27 protein-coding genes and 2 pseudogenes are annotated in these 25,658 nt (G+C 32.2%); 22 read left to right on the top strand and 7 right to left on the bottom strand.

The features are described from left to right. Positions 1-349: 349 nt before the first annotated feature. The 8 genes from I5818_RS13935 (at position 350) to I5818_RS13900 (ending at position 7,371) form a co-directional block, all read left to right on the top strand. The gene (locus I5818_RS13935) at positions 350-739 is read left to right on the top strand and encodes a GntR family transcriptional regulator (RefSeq protein WP_058005923.1); all 390 of its coding nucleotides are present in this window, start codon (positions 350-352) and stop codon (positions 737-739) included. Between the two features lie 26 nt (positions 740-765). Then, complete coding sequence (locus I5818_RS13930; protein WP_209391763.1) at positions 766-1,860, top strand: DUF1648 domain-containing protein; 1,095 nt, start codon at positions 766-768, stop codon at positions 1,858-1,860. Between the two features lie 271 nt (positions 1,861-2,131). Then, a complete protein-coding gene (locus I5818_RS13925) occupies positions 2,132-3,355 on the top strand; it encodes an MFS transporter (RefSeq protein WP_169846900.1) in 1,224 nt (407 codons plus the stop codon). A 178-nt stretch (positions 3,356-3,533) separates the two neighbouring features. After that, on the top strand, positions 3,534-4,019 hold the full coding sequence (locus I5818_RS13920; RefSeq protein WP_058005926.1) for a GNAT family N-acetyltransferase: 486 nt from the start codon (positions 3,534-3,536) through the stop codon (positions 4,017-4,019). 84 nt (positions 4,020-4,103) lie between these two features. Continuing rightward, positions 4,104-4,847 (top strand): class I SAM-dependent methyltransferase, encoded by a 744-nt coding sequence (locus I5818_RS13915; protein WP_058005927.1) that lies wholly within the window; start codon positions 4,104-4,106, stop codon positions 4,845-4,847. Positions 4,848-4,871: 24 nt separating this feature from the next. Next, the gene (locus tag I5818_RS13910) at positions 4,872-5,741 is read left to right on the top strand and encodes a pentapeptide repeat-containing protein (protein ID WP_078110060.1); all 870 of its coding nucleotides are present in this window, start codon (positions 4,872-4,874) and stop codon (positions 5,739-5,741) included. 179 nt (positions 5,742-5,920) lie between these two features. Continuing rightward, positions 5,921-6,700 (top strand): arylamine N-acetyltransferase family protein, encoded by a 780-nt coding sequence (locus I5818_RS13905; protein WP_209391762.1) that lies wholly within the window; start codon positions 5,921-5,923, stop codon positions 6,698-6,700. Between the two features lie 173 nt (positions 6,701-6,873). Beyond that, positions 6,874-7,371 carry a hypothetical protein gene (locus tag I5818_RS13900; RefSeq protein ID WP_235849887.1) on the top strand — a complete coding sequence of 166 codons (498 nt, stop codon included), beginning with the start codon at positions 6,874-6,876 and terminating at the stop codon, positions 7,369-7,371. Between the two features lie 454 nt (positions 7,372-7,825). Here the strand turns inward: I5818_RS13900 and I5818_RS13895 are convergent, their stop codons facing one another. Then, positions 7,826-8,194, bottom strand: a complete 369-nt coding sequence (locus I5818_RS13895; protein WP_268876197.1) for a dihydrofolate reductase family protein — start codon at positions 8,192-8,194, stop codon at positions 7,826-7,828. A 28-nt stretch (positions 8,195-8,222) separates the two neighbouring features. Then, positions 8,223-8,495 carry a hypothetical protein gene (locus tag I5818_RS13890; protein ID WP_071975793.1) on the bottom strand — a complete coding sequence of 91 codons (273 nt, stop codon included), beginning with the start codon at positions 8,493-8,495 and terminating at the stop codon, positions 8,223-8,225. Between the two features lie 383 nt (positions 8,496-8,878). On the opposite strand from I5818_RS13890, the pseudogene I5818_RS13885 reads away from it, so the two are divergent. Both I5818_RS13885 and I5818_RS13880 read left to right on the top strand, forming a co-directional pair. Further along, positions 8,879-9,452 (top strand): annotated as a pseudogene (locus tag I5818_RS13885) (GNAT family N-acetyltransferase). A gap of 32 nt (positions 9,453-9,484) precedes the next feature. Further along, positions 9,485-10,036: a GNAT family N-acetyltransferase gene (locus I5818_RS13880; protein ID WP_058005415.1), complete on the top strand. Its 552-nt coding sequence runs from the start codon at positions 9,485-9,487 to the stop codon at positions 10,034-10,036. Between the two features lie 320 nt (positions 10,037-10,356). Here the strand turns inward: I5818_RS13880 and I5818_RS13875 are convergent, their stop codons facing one another. Continuing rightward, positions 10,357-10,506: a hypothetical protein gene (locus I5818_RS13875; RefSeq protein ID WP_169846935.1), complete on the bottom strand. Its 150-nt coding sequence runs from the start codon at positions 10,504-10,506 to the stop codon at positions 10,357-10,359. A 347-nt stretch (positions 10,507-10,853) separates the two neighbouring features. On the opposite strand from I5818_RS13875, the gene I5818_RS13870 reads away from it, so the two are divergent. The 10 genes and pseudogenes from I5818_RS13870 (at position 10,854) to I5818_RS13825 (ending at position 19,552) form a co-directional block, all read left to right on the top strand. Continuing rightward, positions 10,854-11,519 carry a histidine phosphatase family protein gene (locus tag I5818_RS13870; protein ID WP_078110779.1) on the top strand — a complete coding sequence of 222 codons (666 nt, stop codon included), beginning with the start codon at positions 10,854-10,856 and terminating at the stop codon, positions 11,517-11,519. Between the two features lie 41 nt (positions 11,520-11,560). Then, positions 11,561-11,986 carry a flavoprotein gene (locus tag I5818_RS13865; protein WP_078110780.1) on the top strand — a complete coding sequence of 142 codons (426 nt, stop codon included), beginning with the start codon at positions 11,561-11,563 and terminating at the stop codon, positions 11,984-11,986. A gap of 31 nt (positions 11,987-12,017) precedes the next feature. Beyond that, positions 12,018-12,539: pseudogene (locus I5818_RS13860) on the top strand (GNAT family N-acetyltransferase). Positions 12,540-12,750: 211 nt separating this feature from the next. After that, positions 12,751-13,248 (top strand): PH domain-containing protein, encoded by a 498-nt coding sequence (locus tag I5818_RS13855; protein ID WP_078110781.1) that lies wholly within the window; start codon positions 12,751-12,753, stop codon positions 13,246-13,248. Next, the gene (locus I5818_RS13850) at positions 13,245-14,747 is read left to right on the top strand and encodes a PH domain-containing protein (RefSeq protein ID WP_209391761.1); all 1,503 of its coding nucleotides are present in this window, start codon (positions 13,245-13,247) and stop codon (positions 14,745-14,747) included. The genes I5818_RS13855 and I5818_RS13850 overlap by 4 nt, the downstream gene beginning before the upstream one ends. Before the next feature lie 110 nt (positions 14,748-14,857). Continuing rightward, positions 14,858-16,102 carry an aminopeptidase P family protein gene (locus I5818_RS13845; RefSeq protein WP_078111303.1) on the top strand — a complete coding sequence of 415 codons (1,245 nt, stop codon included), beginning with the start codon at positions 14,858-14,860 and terminating at the stop codon, positions 16,100-16,102. Between the two features lie 76 nt (positions 16,103-16,178). Continuing rightward, a complete protein-coding gene (locus tag I5818_RS13840; RefSeq protein WP_071975797.1) occupies positions 16,179-16,718 on the top strand; it encodes a GNAT family N-acetyltransferase in 540 nt (179 codons plus the stop codon). Positions 16,719-17,059: 341 nt separating this feature from the next. Next, a complete protein-coding gene (locus tag I5818_RS13835) occupies positions 17,060-18,037 on the top strand; it encodes a ring-cleaving dioxygenase (RefSeq protein WP_071975798.1) in 978 nt (325 codons plus the stop codon). A gap of 190 nt (positions 18,038-18,227) precedes the next feature. After that, positions 18,228-19,319, top strand: a complete 1,092-nt coding sequence (locus I5818_RS13830) for a DUF1835 domain-containing protein (protein WP_139358252.1) — start codon at positions 18,228-18,230, stop codon at positions 19,317-19,319. Positions 19,320-19,387: 68 nt separating this feature from the next. After that, positions 19,388-19,552, top strand: a complete 165-nt coding sequence (locus tag I5818_RS13825; protein WP_065107307.1) for a DUF2197 domain-containing protein — start codon at positions 19,388-19,390, stop codon at positions 19,550-19,552. 172 nt (positions 19,553-19,724) lie between these two features. Here I5818_RS13825 and I5818_RS13820 read toward each other — a convergent pair whose 3' ends face one another. Together I5818_RS13820 and I5818_RS13815 are read right to left on the bottom strand one after the other, a co-directional pair. Then, positions 19,725-21,077 carry an MATE family efflux transporter gene (locus tag I5818_RS13820; RefSeq protein ID WP_078111438.1) on the bottom strand — a complete coding sequence of 451 codons (1,353 nt, stop codon included), beginning with the start codon at positions 21,075-21,077 and terminating at the stop codon, positions 19,725-19,727. Between the two features lie 378 nt (positions 21,078-21,455). Further along, positions 21,456-21,896, bottom strand: coding sequence for a YtoQ family protein (locus tag I5818_RS13815; protein ID WP_071975801.1), 441 nt, complete (start codon positions 21,894-21,896; stop codon positions 21,456-21,458). A 455-nt stretch (positions 21,897-22,351) separates the two neighbouring features. On the opposite strand from I5818_RS13815, the gene I5818_RS26450 reads away from it, so the two are divergent. Together I5818_RS26450 and I5818_RS13805 are read left to right on the top strand one after the other, a co-directional pair. After that, on the top strand, positions 22,352-23,035 hold the full coding sequence (locus I5818_RS26450) for a CPBP family intramembrane glutamic endopeptidase (protein WP_209391760.1): 684 nt from the start codon (positions 22,352-22,354) through the stop codon (positions 23,033-23,035). Positions 23,036-23,121: 86 nt separating this feature from the next. Further along, on the top strand, positions 23,122-23,433 hold the full coding sequence (locus I5818_RS13805; protein WP_058005403.1) for a hypothetical protein: 312 nt from the start codon (positions 23,122-23,124) through the stop codon (positions 23,431-23,433). 189 nt (positions 23,434-23,622) lie between these two features. On the opposite strand, the gene I5818_RS13800 is transcribed toward I5818_RS13805, so the two are convergent. Both I5818_RS13800 and I5818_RS13795 read right to left on the bottom strand, forming a co-directional pair. Further along, a complete protein-coding gene (locus I5818_RS13800) occupies positions 23,623-24,135 on the bottom strand; it encodes a mismatch-specific DNA-glycosylase (protein ID WP_071975802.1) in 513 nt (170 codons plus the stop codon). Positions 24,136-24,310: 175 nt separating this feature from the next. Next, positions 24,311-25,621: a 6-phospho-beta-glucosidase gene (locus tag I5818_RS13795; protein WP_058005401.1), complete on the bottom strand. Its 1,311-nt coding sequence runs from the start codon at positions 25,619-25,621 to the stop codon at positions 24,311-24,313. Between the last annotated feature and the right edge of the window lie 37 nt (positions 25,622-25,658).

The following is a 25,658-nucleotide window of genomic DNA, read 5'->3' as shown; positions in this document are numbered from 1 at the left end:
GAAAATAATGAAGAGATGATACAAAAATATCCTGTATGAGTGGCCATATTGAGAAGGTGAAAATGGAAACTATCATAAGTTAAGTTTGAATGAATAAAATGGGGCACCGGTTTGGAATCTTCAACAGCTGTAGTCAATTATCTTAAATAAACAATATCATTAGAAAAAAGTTCATTTAAACAGAAAAATGTTGGTTGCGTAATTCTAAACTCGAAAATAATTGATTCAATAAATTTTCAGTCCTCTTTTGTTAAAAAGAGGCTTTTATTTTTGAAAAAACAGGAAGATTGTTCTATACTTTGTATAACAAGTTTGTTATAATATGAATAGAACAGAATGGAGGTAAGTTATGATCATTCAAATTGAGCCTCATTCAGATATCCCGATATATACTCAGTTAACGAATCAAATAATCGAAGGTATAGCGAGAGGTGAGATGAAGCCAGGTGATGCTCTTCCATCAGTAAGATCATTTGCGGCAGACTTAGGCGTAAATATGCATACTGTCAATAAAAGCTATCATGAGTTAGAGAGAAAAGGGATAATTAGGATCATTCCAAAGTCTGGAGCAGTTATTAATTCGCCAGATGTTATAGTTAAAGAAGCCCATCACTTTATGAGAATAAAGGAAGAATTTAAACTAGTTGTTGCTGAAGCCTTAGTTTTGGGGATGACTAAAGAGCAAATTCGGGAAAATATTCAATCTATCATTTTAGATTTAAAGGGAGAGCCAAAATAAACATTGGTAAAAAGGGAGGAAGCGAGATGTTGATATCGGTATTTTTAATCCTAATGTTGTTTATTATCGCAATACAAACAGCACTTCCGTATTTAGTTAAACGAACCGTAGTGTTTGGGGTAACCATTCCAGATCAATACATTACTAATTTAACCCTTTCATCTTATAAAAGAAGATATTCAAGAACAGTATTTTTGCTATCAGTCATTGCTATTCTTATTTATACTTTTTGGGTATTAAAGGGAGAGGCATCTGAGGAATTTCTTGTGTTAACAGGGGTAGCTATACAGTTTGGGGTTATTGTTCTAAGTATGTCATTATATTTTTATTTTCACGCAAAAACGATTCAACTTAAAAAATCAAAGAAATGGGGAGAGAATGTTAAACAGGTTAGAATTACAGACATAGCAGTTCGTTCACAAGATGAAATGCTCCCATGGTATATATACATCATTCCGATGGTAGTTACATTAGGAGTGATTGGTTATACATTGATTCAATATAAGCATTTGCCTCAACAAATTCCAATGCACTGGGGACCGGATGGCAAACCAGATTCCTTTACAGAGAAGAATCCTTTTTCTGTCCATATTTTATCTCTCATATTATTGGTAATGCAATTTATGTTTTTAGGTATAAATGAAATGACCAAGAAATCTGGAATAAAATTAAGTGCAACTAGTACCGATGCATCTCGGATTCGTCAACTAACCTTACGAAAGTATTCAAGTTGGTTTTTGTTTATTGTTAGTATTCTTATCTCGATGCTGTTTGCCTTTTTACAGCTAACGACAATTCATACAGGTTTAATGTCTGACGCTTATGTAATGTTTATTCCATTCATATTTTTAATTTTAATTTTAATTGGCACAGTTATATTCTCAGTAAAAGTGGGAAAATCTGATAATCAATTAAATATTTCACCAATAGAAGGAATTGTAGATATGAATGATGATCAATATTGGAAGGGTGGACTCTTCTATTTTAATAAAAATGATCCATCTATTTTTGTTGAAAAGAGGTTTGGAGTCGGCTGGACAATGAATTTTGCAAATCCTATTGGTTATCTCTGTATATTTGGTCCAATTATTTTAATATTAGTATTAACGTTTTTTGCGTAAGTTTGAGAACACATTAATGCAAAAAGTCATAACAAGAAGTAACCAATGAGGTGCTTCTTGTTTTTTTATGGAATTTCGAATTTAATGAACCGAAAACACCGAAAAAAGTATAATCAAATTTGGAAAATTCTTCACTTTTATTTGTGATTCATATAAAATGATTTTTAAATAATGACCTAGCCATCTTAATTAGAGAGGATCACGCCCAATGTAATCATCAAAAATACGATAAAACAATTTAATAAAGAATGATTAATTGAGGTGTATGATTATGTTTAAAGAAAGAAACTTTCTTTTTTTATGGTTAGGTCAGGTTGTTTCGATTTTTGGAGGAAGATTTAGTGAACTAGTGATTCCTTGGATGGTTTTACAGATCACTCATTCACCTATGAAGGCAGCGTTGGTTGCTATAAGTACGCAAATAGCACCATTATTTTTATCGCTCCCAGCAGGTGTTATTATCGAACAAAGGTCAAAGAAGAAGACTGCGATGTATGCAGAATTTATTAGAACGGTAACAATGACCCTCCTCGTCATCATTATAATGGCGGAGAAATTTAATCTTTTTTTAATAATGACTATATTGTTAGTAACAGGATTAGCAGGATTATTTTTTCGGATAGCCTTTCACTCGCTCCTTCCGATGGTTGCAGGGAGAAATCATCTGGTCGATGTCCACAATTATATGGAAGGTGCGGATGCGATTAGTACATTAATTGGACCAGTATTAGCAGGTATCGCCTTATCTAAAATGGGTGCAGCAGCTACATTAGGAATCGATGCGTTTTCCTTTTTTCTGTCATTTATTAGTTTAATGCTAATCACAGTAACTAATCGTGATTTAAGAAATAACAATGAGCCTTTATGGTCCAAAGAATTATTTAACCAAGGCGTTGAAGGTATAAAGATGTTGTTTTCTACACGAATTCAACGTTTTATTACATTGAATCATCTAGTCCTTCATTTTATTACCCACTCCATTACTTTACTTGTTATTATCCTTGCAAAGCAAAATTTAGAGTTATCTGCTAGCCAAACGGGAATTCTACTTTCCGGAGCGGGAGTGGGAAATATTATTGGAATATTTATGATGAAGCTTTTGAAGAATGCTCATTGGAATTTACTTTACGGTACATTATTATTGTGTTCGAGCTGTGGTATTATTATTGTCAGTTTCTCAGCTAATTTGTGGTTTGCGTTTATAGGAATGCTACTATTTGATGGAGCTTTGTCCATGGCATTTGTTATTAATGGAGCAGCAAGACAAATGGTTACACCTAATCAATTTTTAGCTCGAGTAAGTAGTGGTGGGCTTCTTCTGACGGGAATTGTAGTGATTTTTGCAAATGGATTTGCAGGGAGTGTTGCAGAATGGATAAACCCTGTTTCTGCACTGTTAATATGTTCATGTATATTATTCTTGAACAGTTGCATTTCCTATAGACAGAAACAGTTAAATAGATCAGTAGCTTCCTTTTCAGTGGATACAAAATAACGGTTTAGGATTATAATAAATAAGATGTCAATTTTATATTATTATAGACTCTTTTTGAAAGCCATTTTTAGGTGTAAATGCTGGTAATTGAGCGTTTGTTAAAGTAATAAACTATCCGAAAAAGGTTTTATTACAAAAAGGTAGTATCTTGCCATAAATTTGGAGTGATGATTAATTTATGTTAGTTCATGATAAGATTCGACTCCGGCCAATTCGTCTACCTCATGACATTTTGATAGCCTACCCTTGGTATCAAGATAGAGAAGTTCTTTATTATTCTGAGGGAAAAGGAACAAATCCCTATACTAGAGAAACGATTAATAAAATGTATTCTTACCTTAGTAAAATAGGTGAAGTCTATATTATTGAAATCAAGCAGAGTGAAGAATGGATTCCTATCGGTGATGCTACACTATCAAAAGAAATGCTACCAATTGTAATTGGAGTTAAAAAGTATAGATCAAAAGGTTATGGGCAACAAGTATTGAGATTATTAATCGATAGAGCAAGAAAACTTAACTGGAGTAAATTAGTGGTGAGGAAAATATTTATATATAATACAGCATCTAAGAAACTTTTTGAAAGTTTCGGCTTCGATGTAATTAGCACAAGTGTTGATCAGTATGGAAGAGTGTATGAAAGCTTGGAATTATATTTAAAGTAGAGTTGAATTAAAATTTTTTCTTTGGCAGGAAAAATGAATATTTAATAGAACATATATTCTAATGAGATATGGAGGTTAGAATATATGATTAATTCACTAGAAAAAAATAAGACCAGTTGGGATAAAGAAGCGCATCGTTTCTTTGCAAGAAATCCTCTTCCTGAGTATGGACCATTGGCTCCTTTTGAGGATGATCTCCACTTATTTGGAGATGTAACGAATAAAAAAATTTTGGAAATCGGCTGTGGAAGTGGTCATTCATTGAAATATTTAGATGAACAACAAGCTAAAGAGATTTGGGGAATCGATCTCTCTACAGCTCAAATTAATACAGCAGCAGAAGTACTAAAAGATACTCGGTCTGATGTGAAGTTGTTAGAATCACCAATGGAAGAGGATCCGGGTTTACCACATCAATATTTTGATATTGTCTTTTCCATCTATGCGCTGGGTTGGACCACAAACTTAGAAAAAACTTTAGACAATATAAATAAGTATTTAAAAAGTGGTGGCACGTTTATTTTCAGTTGGGAACACCCACTCTATAATCGAATCAAGAACAATGACGGTGATTTAAGACTAATTAAATCATATCATGAGGAAGGGTCATATGATCATGAGGCATGGAGTTCACCAGCCATGATGCAGCAATTCAAGCTTAGTACCTACATTAATTCGTTAATTAGTCATGGCTTTATGATTGAGAAAATGATTGAGGACGTATGTATAAGTGATGATATCATACCGAAGCATGTAAATGGCTGGTATTCTTATGAAAAAGCAAAAATGATACCAACTACATTGATTATTAAAAGTAGAAAAATTTAATATTACTCAAAGGAAGTGCAAATATTGTCCAATCAACAAGATTCATCAGAAGATTTTACCTATGCACATCTACGTGCAGATTGTGGGAATTGTTTCGGTTTGTGCTGTGTTGCGTTACCATTTGCGGCAACAACAGATTTTGCTATAGACAAAGAAGGGGGAAAGCCTTGCCCAAACTTACAGAATGATTTTCGTTGTCAAATCCATCGTGATTTAAGACAAAAAGGATTTCGGGGCTGTACGGTGTTTGATTGCTTAGGAGCAGGACAAAAGGTTTCTCAAGTTACATTTAAAGGGAATGATTGGCGTGAATCTCAAGAGACAGCGAGGCAGATGTTTAGGGTTTTCCCAATTGTTCAACAACTTCACGAAATGCTTTGGTACCTTACTCAGGCTTTGTCATTAGAAGTTACGAAAAGTATCCATAATGATCTTCGCAAAGCGATGGAGGAAACAGAAATCCTTTCTGAACTTGATCCGGATTCACTGATTGGTATAGATATTCCTTTACATAGGGAAAAGATTAATCGATTACTTTTGCGTACAAGTGATCTTGTACGTGAAGGAAGTGAATTCAATTCTAAGACATCAAGGAAGCATCAGAAACTTCTCGGTAAAAGAATGGATCTAATTGGATCAAATCTAAAAGGTGCTGATCTAAAAGGTGCAAATTTAAGAGGTGCGTTTCTCATAGCGGCAGATCTGAGAGAGGCTGATTTAAGAATGACCGATATGATCGGAGCTGATTTAAGGGATGCAGACTTAAGAGGTGCTGACCTGACTGGTAGTATATTTTTGACCCAAGTTCAGATTAACGCAGCAAAAGGCAACTCGAGAACTAAATTACCAAAATCACTCATCCGACCTGGACATTGGTCAAGTGAGGACTATTAATTTTAAAGAAGCTAACTGATTCCTTATCAGCTAGCTTCTTTGTCTTTTGGGGATAAGAAGAAAAGGTCGATTCATACTATATTTATATATAATAATTAATGATCTAAATTCTTGTTTAGAGGCACTATTCTTTAATTGATCACTTCTTTCTTTTAATATAACAGTAGGAGGAATGGTTTATGAGTAACTTAAATTTATTATTTCGTGAAAGAATAGGTTTTCCTATTAATAAAAATATAACGTTTGAAGATTTAGATATCATTCTTGAAAAGACAGCAAAAACAATTCCATTTGAAAATTTATGTATTATGTCAAAAAATACTTCTGAATTGACAAAAAATAATTTAATAAACAAAATCCTCCATAAGAAACAGGGGGGACTCTGCTATGATTTAAATGCGATTCTTTATTTATTTTTATTAGAGAATGGCTTCCAGGCAACCTTATTTCGTGGAGTAATATATAATCAAGTTAAACAAGAATGGAATTCAATTGGAAAAACACATGTAGCTATCATTGTGAAACATAATGAACATCGTTTTTTAGTTGATACAGGGTTTGGAGGAAATTTACCGCTTAAGCCTATTCCACTTAACGGAGAAATCGTTTCTTCCGATAATGGAGGATTTCGCGTAAAACAAGAAAATAGTGTTCATGGTGATTATATTTTCTTTATGAAATTAAAGTATAAAGATGATGATTGGAAGATGGGGTACGCTTTCAAATCCAATGAAACCATTAATGATGTAGCTGCGTTAAATGAAATACAAAAAATTATCGTTGAGCATGATGAATCTCCATTTAATAAAAAGCCCCTCATTACTATCCTTACAGACAACGGGAATTTAACACTAACAGATACATCATATACAGAATGGATTGACGGTAAGGTGTATAAAAAAGAAGTGGATAAAAAAAGTTTTACAGATATTTTGAATAAATCCTTTGGTATAAAATAAATTAAAGATTAGAGTGTATTTCTGTTGTAGGAATGCACTTTTTTCTAGAAAATTGAATTGATACTGGAGAAAAGGAGTATCAATCTATATAATAAAATGGAAGTAATTTGGAAGAATGTTGTCGGAAATTGCATTGAAATTTTCTTATGATGAATGTTTGGAGTGTTATAAATATGGATCTATCAAAATATACAATAAACAATATGAAAGAAAGATTAGAAGAAAAACTGATCCTTTCTAAAGAGCTTGTCAATGAAGGAGAATATAAGAAGAGATCGAATATCATTTCAATTGTTGAGAAAGAGTGGATACTTAAAGAATGGTTTTGTAGCGTGGATATCGGAGAATGGGAAGATGTTGAGATTATCATCCATGGAAGTAATGAAGCTCCAGTCGAAGAACTTCTATCTTTAGCAGATAGACTATTTAAACAAATAGGCATTCATCTTGAAAAAGCATTAGTGTATTTAAAGAAGTTTATTCCTTCCCAAGAGATTGACAATTATGACTTATCAACTATAACCATTGGTAGAATTGTAAATTTTGACGATTCCATTCTATTAGGTTTTTCAATTCATTTTGTATATGGAGATTATCCATATGCGTTTCAATATAAAGTGAAATTTAAAGAGGATGGCTGGCCGATTGGATTTGAAGCTGGTCCACTTTAAGTATTGTATAGGATACACTAATCGTTGATAGGGTTTATGAAACTTATCAATGATCGTTAAATTTGTTATTTTATTGAAAAACGAAACGGAGGGGTTCGATGATAAAGTCAATCAAAGGACAATTTGTTTTATCCTTATGTACTGCTATTGGCTTTATATATTTTAACTTTTCACATATAGATTTTGTAGGTAATAATGAGTCGTTATTTACTCGAGTACTCTTTTTCTTTATTATGATATTATCTGTATTTAATGCGGGGATTTTGACACAAAAATATGTACAAACTAGAAATAAGAAAAAATGTTAATCAAATTAATAAGGAGTTAATATAGAGAAAAAAGGAAGGAAGGCGAGTTTTTCCTATAAGAAATCCGCCTTCTTAGTAGGCTTTGTAAACGTATGATACAAATTGTATATTAATCTTACGTGAAATGAACAAACCTATACTAGATTTTATCGAACCTTATAATGAAGCCAAACTGATCCTTTTCCAATAGGCTTCATGTTCTGTAATTCTAATTTAGTGACATCATCCAATCTCTGAAGATCTTCACAATCGAATAAGGTTGGTGTATGTTTTCCACCAATTGCTAAAGGTGCAATCACTAAACTGATTTCATCTATTAATCCTTGACGTAAAAATGCTCCATTAAAAGTTCCTCCACCACTAAGTCCAAGCTTTCGAAAACCCATATTATATAAGATTTGTAAAGCAAGTTCTATATCGACATGTTGACCATTGCCTGCTTTTATATAGGTGATGCCTTTCTTGTCTAATTGTTGGATATATTCATCTGCTACATTCTCTTTAGTAACGACGATTAGACCCTCTGTTTGATACCAATTAATTCTACCTTGCCATCAAATACGATATATGCTTTTGAATTCTTTGGTTCATATAGTGGTTGCGTAAGTTCAATCCAATGCTTCCCATATACCATTTGTGTTTCACTGCTGATATCAACCCATCACATTCTAACTCATCATACAGTTGGTTAGTTACTTCATGTGCATCACCATCTATACCAACCGCTGTCCATTCTGTTACGTTTCTATCGGGTGCAGTAGTAATTCTTCCGTCCAGTGAAGAGAAGACATTTAAAATGATTTCTGGTTTTTTCATAAATATAGCTCCTTCATGTATTGAGATAGAGTTTTTTATTTATGATTACACATATCATTTAAATCATTAGATCCATTGCATGAAAGTAAAATATATAATAGTTTAGTTGTATTCTTATTAAAGTATGGGTTTACTAATTCTCATTTTTCATATAAATAGCTTCTCTGTAATTATCAGAAAATTCCCATTCATCAACTTTGAGTATATTTTATCATAAAGATGCAAGATTCCAAGCTTTGTTAACTAAATAAGAAAAAAGTTAACGAATGAAATAAAAAACTTTGAACAGAAAATAATGGACATGAAATTGAATAGTTTAGCAGGAACTTTCTTCATAGGGATAGAATCCAAAAGAGATAAAAAACTATAGGAGAAAAATTAAAGTGAAAAAGTTATTAACAATTGACTGTGGTGAAATATTGCTACGTGAATATACAATTGATGACGTTGATGCGATAGTTGAAATTACATCACAACCTGAAGTTTATACATTTTTACCTGATTTCAGAACAACTAGAGAGCAGCGTTTAGATTGGCTTATAAACTATGAAATTCCGGCAAATCATTTTTGAAAGCAATTCCTGCTATTGATGATCAAACATATTTGAGACTTGGAATCATATTGAAGGAGACTGATCAGTTGATAGGTTTTTGTATAACTGGACTCAAGGAAGAGCTCCCTCCACCTAATCGAGAGATTGTCTATGCTATATCCAAACATTTTCGGAATAAGGGATATACAACGGAAGCTGCCAGAGGTTTAATAAACTTTTTGTTCAAGAATACGAATGTTGAGATACTGAATGCAGTCGCCTTAATATTGGATCTAATCGGGTTATTCAAAAATGTGGCTTTAAACAAGTTGATAGGATTGAAATCAAAAATCAATCTTATTATCATTATCAGATTCGTAAGAGTGATTGGTTAGAGAAAGAATTTTTGTATGGAACAGTATAAATTAAATTGGAAAAACATTAGTGGAGGTAGGTATGACTTTACATAATAATATTTATATAAGAAGACCAACTATTTCTGATAGTGAAGAACTCAATGAATTTTTTAAAACCGTCATTGTCGATACTTTTTCCAAAGAAGGGTTATCTCATCTTCATGAAGAGATAAAAAGTGAAATCGAAAGTAAGAAAAATTACTTAAAAAGTGATCTTGAAAGTAATGGTGAAAATCGATATTTTTTAATTGCCATTGATGAAAGTAAAGATTGTATTATTGGATCTATCGAATATGGCCCTTCTAGTAGCTTAATAAATGCATGTACAAATGGAGAGCTAAAGGATTTTGTTGAAATTGGAACAGTATTTGTCCTTCCTGAATATCAAAGGCAAGGTATAGGAACTAAACTCTTAAAAAATATGGTTCTAACTCTCAAACGAAGTGGAAAAGAAAAAATTTGCTTGGATAGTGGGTATTCAAATGCGCAAAAGGTTTGGAAGAAAAAATTTGGAATTCCTCAATATGTCTTGCGGAATTACTGGGGAAATGGAACAGACCACATGATTTGGATAGTTAACATAAATGACTAATAACTCTTTGCTAATAACAAATTTGTAGGATGGTAAAAAGTTCATACCTTACCATCCTTGTCCTCAGAACAGGCTTAGTCTGTACAATTATGTTACTACCCAATATTCATTAGCCGCTTACGTAGTTTGTTTTTTGGATAATATATGTTTCCATTAATTCAATATGCTTTTTCTCAAACATTGTTGCTGTTTAGGTAATGTTTTAACTTTATAAAAATAGGTTGAGAATCAATTAGTCCTTTATTTAACAGAGAAAAAGCTGATCGCTTTGTAAGAACGCTGTACCCTGATTTTAGGTGTAAAAGCCGGCAGTAGGGCTTTTACAAATGCAACAATAATACGAAAATCACCTTATATATATGTGGGATAGATGGATGTTCTTTAAGTAAATCTTGAGCATCTTCTTTAGAAATACCGATAAAATAGTGAACATCTTTTTTCATTAAGTAGCTCATGTTCGTCATTTTCATCAAGTCTTTCTAGTAATCCTTTCAAATTGGGATTTTTAAAGTTCTTTAAGCCTTCCCCTAAAATTGGCAGCACCAATTAGACCTATCGCAATCCACATCATTTCCATCATCCATTCCTCCTTATTGTCTCTTTATTACATTAATAGACTGTTTTTCTTACCATACATAAATTTTTACATGAACTATTTCTTAAATTGGAGGGAATTCCTATTTTTTTTAATATTTCCATATTTAAAAAGGAAGTAATTTAATAATGTAGAATAATTAATACATTAACTGGTGTTTGAGTTGTCTTTATTTTAATTAGGAAAAGTAATTTTATAAATAATGGTTGGGGTGTGAATCAAATGGAATTGATCTTAGTTAGACATGGTGAATCCCTTCATAATGTTAAAGCTGTCACATCATGGGATAGTGAATTATCTATTATTGGAAAAGAACAAGTGCGATTAGTGGGAGAAGTTTTACTGAATGAACAGGTTGATGAGATTTGGTGTAGCCCTATGCAACGAGCATTAGAAACAGCACAAATACTTTCTAGTAAAACGCAAGCTTCAGCAAGGGCGTTTGTTCATCTATCTGAACATGGCCACGGATGGGAAGAAAATGGATTAAGTCGTTCTTGTATAGAAAATCAATACCCTTTGATTCGGTTACCTTCGGAAATTGATGAAGATGGTTGGGCAAGACATTGGAATCATGAAAGCAGGTCAGACTTATATAGGAGAATGGGATATATAGCCGATCAAATTACCAAAGTTGCAGCCTCAAAACGATTAAAAAAACTAGTAGTAGTCATACATGGAAAATCTGGAACAGAGCTATTAAAGCATTTATTACAAATACCTGAAGAAGCAAAATATTATTTTAGAATGTTCAATTGTGGGATAACTAGACTTTATTTAAATATGGAGACTAATGAAAGAACAGTAATCTGTATGAACGATATTTCACATCTTGGCGATTTAGTGCAAATGGAAAATTTATCTAGATCAGTTCCAAGGTATCGCTAAATTACTTTCTATAAATTATGTGAGTATTTGGAGGTAATATTATGGACTCTACTTTTCACCCCTTCTTAAACAAATATTTGGCGATTTGGGGCAAGTCATCGCTACAGGAATTAAAGGAATTGATATCCGAAGATTATCGGGCTCGGGAAATATCAGGAAAAGAAATTATTGATTTTGGATTTAATGAATCGATTGAAGGTTGGGAACAAGGTTTTCGCTTTGTCGTTGAGAATGGAGCTGAGTGGGAATTAAATAAGTTATCTATTATTCAGTTAAATAAAAGAGAAGTATTAGCAATTATTTTTGCGGCATTGGTTATTAATGGAGAACGGTTAGATAATGGTAATTTATTCTTTCAAACATTTAGACGGGAAATAAATAACGATTGGAAATTAGTGCGTAGTTATATTGAAGCTGGTGCTCTTACAGATTTCGTTCTGAATGAATGGGAAGAAAATATATTCTAGAATCTACTGAATGAAAGAAGGAGACTATTCGATGTTAGATGTATACTTGATTTCACCAACTATTGAATTAAAAACTCAATATTTATCATTTTATCAAGAATGGAAAGATAGTGGAGAGGATATGGTACCATGGGTGATAAGTAAGGATCCTTCAAATTTTATTGGGATGCTACAATCTTTAACTGACGCCGAAAAAGGGGAAAACCTTCCGGAAAAATGGGTCCCTGATTCCACCTTTTGGTTAGTTAATAAAGATAAAAAGGTGCTTTGAGCTGTTAATATTCGCCATGGATTAACAGAGGCATTAATGAAAAATGGTGGACATATCGGTTATGGGATTAGACCAACGGAAAGAAGAAAGGGATATGCAACTAAACTTTTAGTTCTTGCTCTAGAAAAGGCAACAGCATTAGGGATTCAAAAGGCTCTAGTAGTTTGTGATCAATCGAATATCGGTTCAGAAAAAACGATCATAAATAATGTCGGAATTCCGGATACAGATTTTATTGAACCGAATGGCAATATTGTCAAAAGGTATTGGATAGAGCTATAAAATGGATAATTAAACGTAAAAACCTAGATTAGGATTTTTACGTTTTTTTGTGAAATAGATTAATGCGTTTAATAAATAACATAACAATTGAGAGTATATCAAGAAAAATAACCGAGTTTCATTGAAAAGGATAAAATCACCTGTTATATTTTAGGAGGATGAAAGGTTTAAACACAATAAACAACAACCAAGATCAAACAGGAGTGATGGAATGTATACTAATATAGATACGCCTCATGGAAAATTATCAAAAGCTATAATAAAAATTTGGATTATCAGAGAAGTTATGGCGAACCTATGTGGGTGGTTCATACTAGGAGTTTTATTTTATCTAGACCATTTATTTTCATGGAAAGAGTGGATAGGGTATTTACTATTTACCATAATGATTATTTCACTATTCTTTACGATTTGGTCTATTTTTATTGAGCCTTTTTTATTATATAAAAATTGGCGATATGAGGCGAATGAAGAGTTTTTACAATTGAAGTTTGGAGCAATCAACGAAAAACATCAAATTATTCCAATGACAAAAATACAATCAATCTCTACTAATCAAGGACCACTATTAAGAAAATATGATTTTTACTCTATATCAATTAATACAATGGGATCTTCACATTCAATACCTGCCTTGCCCAAAGCAACAGCGATTGAGTTAAGAAACCAAATAGCATATTTCGCAAAAATAAAGGAAGTGGAATCATGAATACGACTAAACGATATCATCCACTTATTATCATTTTTGATCTATTTCAACTCATAAAAAATTCCTTTTTCTTTATTATCTTTTTATTTGTTATAAAGCATGGGTCTGATTCTCTATTTTTTAAGTATGGGAGATTCGTCTTTATTATTTTGTTTGGATATTCCGTTATTTATATTTTACTAAAGTGGTATACACATAAATATAAACTTGCTGAAACATCCTTTTATATCACTAAAGGGATATTTCTTAAAACGGTTCAAACAATACCGTTTTCTAAGATTCAAAATATTAATCGAAGAACTTCCTTTTTACACAAGATTTTTCAAGTCACATCGATTCGTTTTGAGACGGGAATGTCGAGTGATGATAGCACTGTTGAATTTAAAGTGATTACACCGGTTAAGGCAGATCAAATAGAAAATTACATCAAAAATCAAGTAGCATCAGGAAAAGAAGAAATAATTGAGATAAAGCCATTAACCTCTTCTAATGTAGAAAATGACGGTCATGAGGGAAAACATATTCATTTTCGTTCGACGAAGAAAGATATATTAAAGGCTTCACTCACATCATTTAGTTTTCTTTTGCTTATTCCACTTATTATTTCGATTTATTCAAACATTGATGATATTTTTCATGTGGAAGCTCAAGCAAAAGGTGTACTTTCATTGATTCTTCATTCAAGATGGGTACTAGGTCTGGTAATTATTATCCTTACAATTTTGTCATTTATCTTCGGAATAGTTAAAACTTCTATTCAATTTGGCAATTATGAAATCTCTTCAGATGACAATCAAATTTATATTAAAAAAGGATACTTAGAGGAAACGATATTTACCATTACAAAGAGTAGAGTCCAAGCAGTTGAAATAAAACAATCCCTTTTAAAACGTATTCTTGGTCTTGCGGAGGTGCGATTGATTAGTGCAGGCAATACAAATATTGAAGACGATAAGCATGAAGTCAATTCACTTTTTCCGTTTTTACCGGTTAGTCGAGCCTATGATATCATTACGGAAATATTGCCTTCCTATGAAATAACGAAACAAATGAAAGGCTTACCCAAACGATCCTTATGTGTACGTTTGCTACGACCTAGTTGGTTTTGGGTGGTGGTCACATTCGCATTGTATTATTTTAAACCAATTGTATTTGGCTTTGAACAAATTTGGTGGGTACTCTCATTTATTCTCTTAATATGGATATATACCTTAAGAGTTTTTGACTTTTATCATACACAATACACACTAAACGAACAGTTTATTCAATTAAAGAAGGGGAGTTTCCATACTTCTTTATTTATTTCAAAACGAAATAAAATTATTGAAATGCAAGTGAAATATAGCTTTTTTCAAAAATTTTTTGGTCTGGCATCCTTTACAACTATAAATCGGGCGAAGCCAGTTCATCATAATGAAATTTGCGATGTCCCAGCAGATATAGCTAGGATGGTATATAAATGGTATCAAGGGCGTACAAATGAAATTGAGCTAGTTTGAGAAGATTTGAAAACGTTGGCAATGAAATTTACTGTTCTCTTGAAATTTCAGAAATTATGATATAATTAGAGAATATTAAAATAAAAGTTATTTAGAAGAGAGGAAATACAATGAATAGTAGTTTCTTTGTCCAAAACCGTCAACATTTATATAATAATCTAGAAGATCAATCCTTACTTATTTTATTTGCTGGATCTGCTCCACAAAAATCAGCAGATGAGGCCTATAAATTTGTTCCTAATCGTCATTTTTATTACTTAACAGGAATCAATGAACAGAATATTATGTTTCTCGCGAAGAAGATGAATAACAAGGTAGAGGAATATCTTTTTATAAAAAAAGCCGATCCTTTTATGGAAAAATGGGTAGGGAAGACAATTTCAGAAATTGAGGCGACGGAAGTATCAGGTATAACAGACATTCGTTATATTGATCAATTTGATTCATTTTTGTCTCAGACATTATTATCAGATTCGTCAAATCATCTATATCTCGATCTTGAAAGAAGAGAATGGGATACATATACAACGAAAGCTCAACAATTTGTGAGCAAAATACAAGCAAACTACCCATATGTGCAAATCAAAAATGTTTATCCAATAATTTCTGAACTACGCGTATTTAAAAAGCCTGAGGAAATCGAAAATATTAAAAAGGCAATTGATATTACATATGAAGGCATTAAACATATGATGGCACATGCAAAGCCAGGTATGATGGAATACCAGCTTGAAGCATATTTTGACTTTATATTAAAGTCTAATGGGGTTATAGATTATGCCTTTCCAACAATCTGTGCAAGTGGGAAAAATGGGACGATTTTGCATTATGATAAAAATAATTCAAAAACGGAGGATGCAAGCTTAGTATTATTAGATTTAGGTGCTCAATACGGTTACTATAGTGCAGATATTAGTTTTACTTTCCCTGTTAATGGGAAGTTCACTGAAAAGCAAAAAACTTACTATAATATTGTTTTAAAAGCACTTAAGGAAACGACAGCATTAATAAAGCCAGGTGTAGCATTTGCTAAATTAAATGAGCATACCAAAAAGGTTCTTGCTGAAGAATGTATAAAAGTGGGACTGATTAAAGAAGAAAGTGAAATCAGTAAATATTATTATCATGGTGTTAGCCATTTCCTTGGCTTAGACACTCATGATGTAGGTACTTATAAGGATTTAATCCTACAACCTGGAATGGTTCTAACAGTTGAACCAGGATTGTATATTGAAGAAGAAGCGATTGGAATTCGAATTGAAGACGATGTCCTTGTGACCGAGGATGGAAATGAAATTCTTTCGAAGGATATTATCCGAACTGTAGAGGAAATCGAAGCATTTATGAATAAATAAACGGAGACCCATTCCAGATTGCTCATTGTTGGAATGGGTTTTGTTTTTACTATAAAAAGACGTGGGAGTGATTCATTTGTTGGTGGGCAAATCTATTTTTTTAAAGCCATTAAAATCTACTGATGCTCAGGCATCTCTAAACCTACAATTGGAGAATCGCGAGTTTTTTGAAAAGTTCTCTATGATTCGTTCTAATCATTTCTATACACTTGATGGACAAATAGAATGGATTAAAAAATTAGAAAAGGAAGCAGAAGAGGATCAACAATATTATTTTGGAATATTTTTAACAGATAATCAGAAATTAATAGGGACGATAAATCTTTTTCAAGTACTTCGAGGTTCACTTCAAAGTGCATTTATCGGATATTTCTTAGATCGAAAGCATAATGGTAAGGGGTATACAACAGAAGCTGTTAAATTAATCGTCGAGTATGGGTTCCATCATTTAAAATTACATAGAATTGAAGCGGGAGTAATGCCTCATAATATTCCCTCCATTAGAGTATTGGAGAAGGGCGGATTTCATAAAGAAGGAATTGCTAAGAAAAATGTTAAAATTAATGGAAACTGGGAAGATCATCAAGTATTAGCAATAATAAATCCACATGATTAGTATTTTTTTATTAGTTTTTTCTCAAACATTGCTGCCTTTTTAAGTAGGGTGTTAACTAATAAATCGGTCTAAAACCGTTCATAAGAACCGCTAAATATTAAAAGCCAGTAATTGTCCTTTTTCAGAAGCAAATGACTATATGAAATTTAGGCAAAGGATAGCTAATTACTTGATGCTCCTTTGTCTAAGTCATTTTTTTGACAGAAAACAGAGTTTATGATAATATTTATCTTGAATTCGAGATATGTTAAATAAAGATAATTTTTTTTAGCTTGTGGGTAAACTAGAATAATCAATAGGACTTTACTATAGAAACAGAGGAAAATAGGGAGGAAATAGACATGAATCATTTAAAAGGAATCCATCATGTAACAGCAATTACAAGTAGTGCAGAAAAGAATTATGAATTTTTCACCTATGTACTAGGGATGCGTTTAATTAAGAAAACTGTAAACCAAGATGATATACAAACCTACCATCTTTTCTTTGCAGATGATATCGGTAGTGCAGGTACAGATATGACATTTTTTGATTTTCCTGGTATTCCAAAAGGGAAACATGGAACGAATGAAATATCAAAAACTTCTTTCCGTGTACCAACAGATGCTGCATTAGAATATTGGGTGAAACGATTTGATCGTTTAGAAGTTAAACATACAGGCATCTCTGAGCAATTCGGTAAAAAAACTCTTTCATTTGTCGATTTTGATGATCAACAATATCAGTTAATTTCTGATGAAAATAATAAAGGGGTTGCTTCAGGTACACCATGGCAAAAAGGACCGATACCATTAGAGTATGCTATTACAGGCTTAGGACCAATTTTTGTCCGCATTGCTGAATTTGATTACTTCAAAGAAGTACTGGAAAAGGTTCTTTTATTTAAAGAGATTGCACATGAAGGCTCTTTTCATTTATTTGAAGTCGGAGAAGGTGGAAATGGTGCGCAAGTAATAGTAGAGCACAATGTTATCCTTCCGCGTGCCCAACAAGGGTTCGGAACTGTACATCATGCTGCCTTTCGTGTTGAAGATCGTTCCGTGCTAGAAGAATGGATTCAAAGAATGCAATCCTTCCGTTTCCCAACTTCTGGCTATGTGGACAGACATTTCTTTGAATCTTTATATGCAAATGTAGCACCACAAATTTTATTTGAATTTGCAACCGATGGACCAGGTTTTATGGGTGACGAACCTTATGAAACCTTAGGGGAAAAACTATCTTTACCACCTTTTCTAGAACCAAAAAGAAAAGAAATCGAAAGTTTAGTTCGACCAATTGATACTGTAAGAAGTACAAAAGAATTTATTAAAGAATAATAAGAAAAAACTATAATAATCCTTTCTATAAAGTAGTAGAAAAACTATTTTTTAGAGAGGATTTTTTTATTTATCTAGTTGCTAAACATATAGAGCCTCGTTCTTCATGATAAAACTACAAAAGTAGAGGGAAAATACTTATTCATAGCGAATAGTATATCTTGTGAATCTATACGAGGAAGTGAATATTTTGAAAACAAAAGATTATCATCCTTACATTTATTTTTTAGTTGATTCAAATATAGTATTTGTTTATAAAATTGAATCTAACAGCTATTTACAGATAGATGAATTACATAGTAGTGGCCAATGGGAAACGTATATACTTGAAGAAGGAGATGTATTTGATACATTTCTTCATACGGAAAGTAAGCCTCTTGAGGGAAGGAGCTATTTAATAGCGCAGGAGAGATATTTGATTATGCTTGATAAAATTAATCACCAAATACACAAGTATAAAAAAATGCTATATGATAAAACAATTCCGATTCATATAGCTTGTTCAGAATCGGCAGCTGGTTGCATACGGGTAGGTTTAGATCAACCAAAACGAGTTATTGGTTTTCCCGGTTTATTATCGATCGGACCACTGTGGAAAATTAATGAAGAAGCTGGAATCAATTATCGGAATGAATGGCTATTTGAGCATATTAACTTTGAAAGCGATGATTATGCCTATCAAGTTACATTCAAGAACTCAATTAGAGAAATTAATGACATTCCTGAACAATCACCGATTTATCTTTGGTATGGAGACAATGCAGATGAACAAATTTGTCTTCGTTTCATTCTACATCTTTTAAAAAATAAACCCAATAAGATCTATCTATTGAACACGAATGCACTGCATAAATCTGTAGATAAAAATCAAAAATTAACGTACTCTAGCCAATTAACGCCAGAGGATTTGAAAGACATTTATGAAAAACATACTTTCGATCAAATTTTGTCAATCCAAGATAGAATCCAATTTGTAAAAGAATGGGAAAACCTTTTGCGTTCGAAAAATGTATTACGAATATATACTAAACAAGAAATCAAAGAGGTTCCTGAGGATTATTACGATTCCTTTATTCTAAACACATTAAAGGATCTTCATGAGAAGCGTGGCCAAAAGGAATTTATAGTAACTGGAGAATTAATCGGTCACCTATTTGATCTCAATCCGTCCATTTATCCAATATTTTTAGAATATAGAATTAGACATCTTGTCTATAGCGGTACGTTAGAATTAAAGGGAATACCAAAATCGATGAGACATTATAGTGTCAAATTGAGATAATTTACTTAAGTTAAGAAATAAAAGCAATTCAGGTAATATTAATTGAAAGGAGGTAATCAAAGAATGATATGAACTATTATGAAGTTAATTGTTTTAGTTGTAAAAAGGACTTTAAAGTATATGAGGGAACCAATGCTTATAAGAGGTTTAAGATAAATAGAAAGAGTAAATATTGTTGCGATGATTGTAGTCATAAAATACGATTAGAAGCAATTAAGAATTTTTTTAAGTAGTTTAAGTTATTTATATTTTCTATGGAGTAAAAATTAATTAGATAATAATATAAGCAAGGGAAAGATTTAGTTATTTTTTGTTGGTTCATGAATATTTTAAGGAGATAATCACAACCAATTTTTTAAAAAAAAAATGGTTGTGATTTTTTTATTATCGTTTTATATATTGCTTTTACTTCAGTAGCTTTTTTATCTTTAACGAAAACAATACACAACAAGTAAGTGCAGCACAAAAGTCTGAAATAGGCTCCGCAATAATTACCGCATCTGTTTTTGGACTAATGAATGTTGGAAGGATAAATACTAGTGGTATAAGCAAGATCATCTTACGAAAAACAGCAATGAATATTGAAACCTTAGCTTGACCAAGAGCAATAAATACCTGTTGTAATGCTAATTGAATTCCGTAAATACAAGTACCTAAAAAGAAGATTCGCATAAGGTGCATCGTTAGATTGATTAAGTTTATATCGTTTGTGAAAATTCTTATTGGAAGCTGTGGGAGAAAAATAGCAATACTCCACATAAGTAAGCCTAGAGAGGCGCAAAAGATAACACAATACTTAATCGTAGCTTTTACTCGTGAATAGTTACCAGCTCCATAGTTATAGCCAATTATCGGTTGCGCACCTTGTGCAAAGCTAGATAATGGAAGTGAGAAAAGTTGCATAAGACTACTCATGATCCCGATTGAGCCAACATATAAATCTCCACCAAAACGAGAAAGAGAAGTGTTGAATATTATCTGAATTAATCCTTCGGTAAATTGCATAATGAAAGGAGATAGTCCTAATGCGAGAATACTAGTTATTACTTTTGGTCTAAGAAACAAATTTTTAAATCGAAGTCGCAAATAACTGCGTTTCGATGTGAGAAAGCAAATGACCCATACAGCTGACATAGTTTGTGAAATAATTGTAGCAATTGCAGCGCCCTTAACTCCCATGTTCATACAAAATATAAATAGAGGATCAAGGATTGTATTAAGGACTGCACCGACACACACAGTAATCATTGCGGTTTTGGCAAACCCTTGTGCAGCAATGAATTGGTTTAAGCCTAATGAGATCAAGACACTAATTGTTCCAATCAAATATATTCCTAAATAAGAATTGGCGAAAGGTAATGTATCAGGGCTCGCTCCAAATAATACTAATATTTGTGATTTAAAGATTAAGAAAATGGTGGTTAAAATCATTGATAGGAGTAAAAGCATAAGGAAACAGCTTCCAAGTAGCTCTTCAGCCTTTTTAGGCTTTCCTTCTCCTAACTTAATTGAAGCAAGTGGAGCTCCACCATAGCCAACTAGTGCTGCAAATGCTGAAATGATCATTGTAATCGGAAATACAACACCAAGACCAGTTAATGCTAGAGTACCAGTTTCAGGCATTCTTCCAATAAACATTCGATCAACAATATTATATAACGCATTAATTAATTGTGCCGCAATTGCAGGAGTAGCTAATGAAAGCAATAATTTAGGAATACTTTCATTAGAGAAACGTTCGTTCATACGATTATTCATATACTCATCCTTTTAAAGTCTAAAAATATAATTATTTTACCATTAATGTAAAATAATGGTAAAATAAAAATACAAAAATTCCAACTCCTTTACTTGTATTTAAACAATTCGGTTCATAAAATTATTCGATTTATAAAGAGCTATTACACTATTAATTATAACATATAATTCATAGTAAAAACGGCTATTTATTAACTTTTTACAGCGATTTTAAGAAGCTTTACAGGCTTTCTGATGGTGTTTAAATCGGAATTGCATATCGGGGTATTAATGAGTGTTGAGAGGGGCTTAAAATTAAAAATAAGACGTTTTGGTGATTTGTAATTTTAGGTGGAGAAAGAAAAACGGATCCGATGAAAATCGAATCCGTTACCAACATTATTCATATATATATGCTAACACTTCTAAAGCCTGTTCAATTGTTTCGACAGTTACATTAGCTTTATTTGAAAGCTCCTTTAATGGATGGATTAAAGACTCTGGACGGACAATAATTGTTGGTTTATTTAAAGCAATTGCAGTACTAGCATCCATTGCTGTGTTCCACTGTTTATACTTTTCACCAAATAAAGCAATCACTACATCAGATTTTTGCATAAGAACCTGTGTGCGAAAGTTATTAATACTAGATGCAGCATCGTCCTTATAAAGTGGGCCAGGCTGTTTTCCTAAAATGTTTTCCCCGATAGAATCCGATAAATCATGGTCTGTTTGTGGAGACACAAACTCTAATGGTAGTTCTTTTTCTTCAGCCATTTGAATTAATTTTTCTCGCCAATTATCATGTATTTGACCAGCTAAATAAACGGTAAGTTTCATTATAGGACCCTCCTAAAATTATGTACTTTTTATCTATTTTAAACTAGTTATTAAAAAATTCCAGTGTTTTACTTTATCAAATTAGTTTGTCATATAGTTATTTAAGTTATATTGGTGTTTGTTGATTTATCTTTGGATATTAGAACGTCTATTATTTAATTATTTTTAGACGATGAAACATAAGTTGTGTTATTGCAGTTCAACATACATAAATTGAAATTGAATGAAAGCTTTAAATTTCACCTCATATAAATGCTCCAGTTCCATTCATCAGCTGACTTATGTGAACTATATTTGTTGAAACCATGTTAGATGCATTATAGAACAAATCACAGTAATTTTAGTATTCTTATAAAATAATACAGTGGTTAAAAGTTATAGAAGGAAAATATCTCCTTTTGTCGAATTTTATAAAGTGTTGAAGACTAGATAAGTATAAAGGAATGAAGTGAGACATGGAGTATATAGATAAGATTGGCGAGAGAATAGAAACTAGATCATTATTTATATATTTAGTTATTATTTATATTATCTTTTCGATAGGGGATATTTTAAATCATTCCCATTATTTGTATCCATATATTTTTAAGATAATATCGGGAGTTCTTATTTTAATCATTAGTTTTGTTTACTTACCAATTAGAAATTTATATATGAATGTGTTGAATTTTTCTATATTAAAAAAACTCTCTACATATTTTTGGATTGTATTTATATATATGATGTTTTTTTATCTAAATCACTTATTTTTTAAATCTGGCTTCCTAATGAATACAGGGCTGCTTGATAATTATTATAGTCCTATTCGATTTCCACTCCGGTTCAATCATGAATTTATCTTGTATATCTTTACATCAGGAATTTTGTTTCCAATATGGGAAGAGTTAGTTCAACGAGTTTGTACAGTTGTTTTTTTATCAAGATTATTTCCATTATGGATCTGTGTTATATTACAAGCTATTATTTTTGGACTCTTGCATATGGACAAACCATTGTTAATTATACTATTTGCATTATTATCATTTTTTCTTTGGTTTGTTACTAAGTCTATTATTCCATCAATCATATTTCATATGCTATATAATATTCACGGTGGACTATTAATCTATTATAATATTGATGTTATACCAAGGTGGTAATTTGTGGAAAATATTTTTAAAAAGTTAGTTAAAAATAAGTAAACCCACTAGATATGGTAAAATTGGCATAAAGGAGATGAAACAACTTGGATAATACATTTAAATTATGGATAGTAAAATTAGGGAAATTAGTTTTTACAGGTGAAATATTTGGAATACCGAATGATGAGGATTCTTTCAGTTTTACCTTTGCGATAGATGAAGAAGTAGCAAATGTTTTTATTGATGAAGCAACAGCTATGTATATCGCGAACATATGTGGTGGGACAGTAATAAAAAAGGAAGTGACTTCTGACCAGTATATTCGTTTAGATTCAAAGAATAGAGATTATTTAAATAGGGAAGAAGAATTTGAGCAATTACAAAGTATGGGGATATCGATACAGGTAGAAAGTTAATACATAGTAAAAAATATATGATAACTGCCAAACCATTATTAATTGCTAGAAAAAGGAGTAGGAGGACGGCAGACGAAGGTGATATTCCATACCAATAATACTTCAAACAGGCACTCTTGATGAAAATTACTTAACGTAATATTAATAGATTATTGAAAAGAGGTCACGACTTAATTATATGATAACGTTCTATTTGAATTGTTCTAAAAGTCTTGTTAATTCACTATAAATTTCAGTGATTTCATTAAAATTCATTCGTACAAGCCCACTAGAAGAAGGAGCAACAAAGTCTAATGTTCCTTTAACGACTGGTTCATCCTGGAGACCCCAGTGAACCGATCTTTTTTTGCTGTATTCTTGATAAACACCTTTTCCTACGAAACATATGATTTTAGGATGATAGTTAAGAATAATCCTTTTTAATTGTTCTCTACCGTATTGATATTCTTCCTTTGTAATCTCTTCAGCTGATTTTGTAGGTCTTGATACAATATTTGTTAATCCATATCCGATTTCAAGTAGTTTGTAGTCGTCCTCTGCTCGCAGTTTACATGGAGTTAGCCCGGATTCAAATAGTATTTTCCAAAAGCGATTATTGGGATTTGCGTAATGATGTCCTGTTTCTGCCGATCGGATACTTGGATTAAAACCAACAAATAAGATGTCCAAGTTATTTTTTAAATGGTCAGGTAGCAGTTTCATAATATCCTCCAAAATCTTATGATTCCTAAAGTATTTATATTATAGAATAGTCTCCATACGTGAATTTTGCAAATGAAAAACCGCCTATTAATTGATATCTAAGTCAAGCTAAAAAGACCACTTTGTAAAGAGGGTTCCTCAAAACAAGTGGCCATTTCGAACAATAATGCCAAAATTAATGTTGAAATTGTGGTAAGTATTCTTTATGTGCCTCTAGCATTTCATCTAAGATTTGTTTTGCTACTGTGTCTGATGGAACGAGTGGATTAATGGACATTGCAAGTAGGGCTTTATGATAATCACCTGTAACAGCAGCCTCGATTGTCGTTCTTTCAAAGGATTTGATTTGTTGAATTAATCCGTTGACCGCAATAGGTAATTCACCTACAGTCAATGGAATTGGGCCATTTTTCGTAATAACGCAATTCACTTCAACTGCGGATTCATTAGGTATACCTGCGATAGCGCCATTATTTTGAGTGTTAACGGTTTGTATATCACCACGATCATTATAAATTGAGTCAATTAAACTACAAGCTGCATCACTATAGTAGGCTCCACCTCTTTTTTCGAGTTGTGGCGGCTTGATATCCAAATTTGGATCCTTATAAAGCTCGAATAAATCACCTTCAAGCTGTTTTACTACCTCCGCACGGACGCCATTTTTTTTGTAAGCCTCTAATTCTTCTTCTAACATTTTTTGTGTTTGATAATAATATCTGTGGTACGAACAAGGTAGAACTCCTAATGCACGTATGAACTCAGGTTCCCAGTCAAGATCGGGAATATTATTCATATCAATAGCACCCTTTGTATCCCCAGTTAAAATATCTAGTACTTTTTTTGTCACATTTGCGCCGTCAAGGTATACATTTAATCCATAAACCATGTGATTTAAGCCTGCAAATTGTACTTGCACACGTTCTCTTTCAACACCCAGCATTTCGGCAATGTTAATCTTTGTATGAATTGGTAGATTACAAAGTCCAATTACTTTCTTAATTGAGGTATGGCGTAGAACCGCTTCAGTTACGATACCAGCAGGATTAGTGAAATTTATTAACCATGCATTCGGACAAAGTTCCTCCATATCCTTACAAATCTCTAATATAACAGGTATTGTTCTTAAAGCTTTAAATAAACCACCAGGACCATTTGTTTCTTGACCAATTACACCATACTTTAATGGGATTCTTTCATCTTTTATGCGGGCATCCAGTAAACCGACTCTAATTTGTGTTGTAACAAAGTCGGCATTTTTTAATGCTTCTCGTCGATTAAGTGATAGATGGATTTTGATAGGAAGTCCAGACTTTTCCACCATGCGTTTTGCAAGTGAACCAACAATTTCTAGTTTTTCGCGACCTTCCTCAATATCTACTAACCAAATATCGGTAACGGGTAATTCGTCATATCGTTTAATAAATCCTTCAATAAGCTCAGGAGTATAGCTTGAACCTCCACCAATAGTTACAATCTTAAGCATTTTTCATTCTCTCCTTTGTAAAATGTTGATAATTAGG

This window comes from Heyndrickxia oleronia (assembly GCF_017809215.1).
Lineage (GTDB): Bacteria > Bacillota > Bacilli > Bacillales > Bacillaceae_C > Heyndrickxia > Heyndrickxia oleronia.
This window is presented reverse-complemented; position numbering and strand designations above follow the sequence as displayed.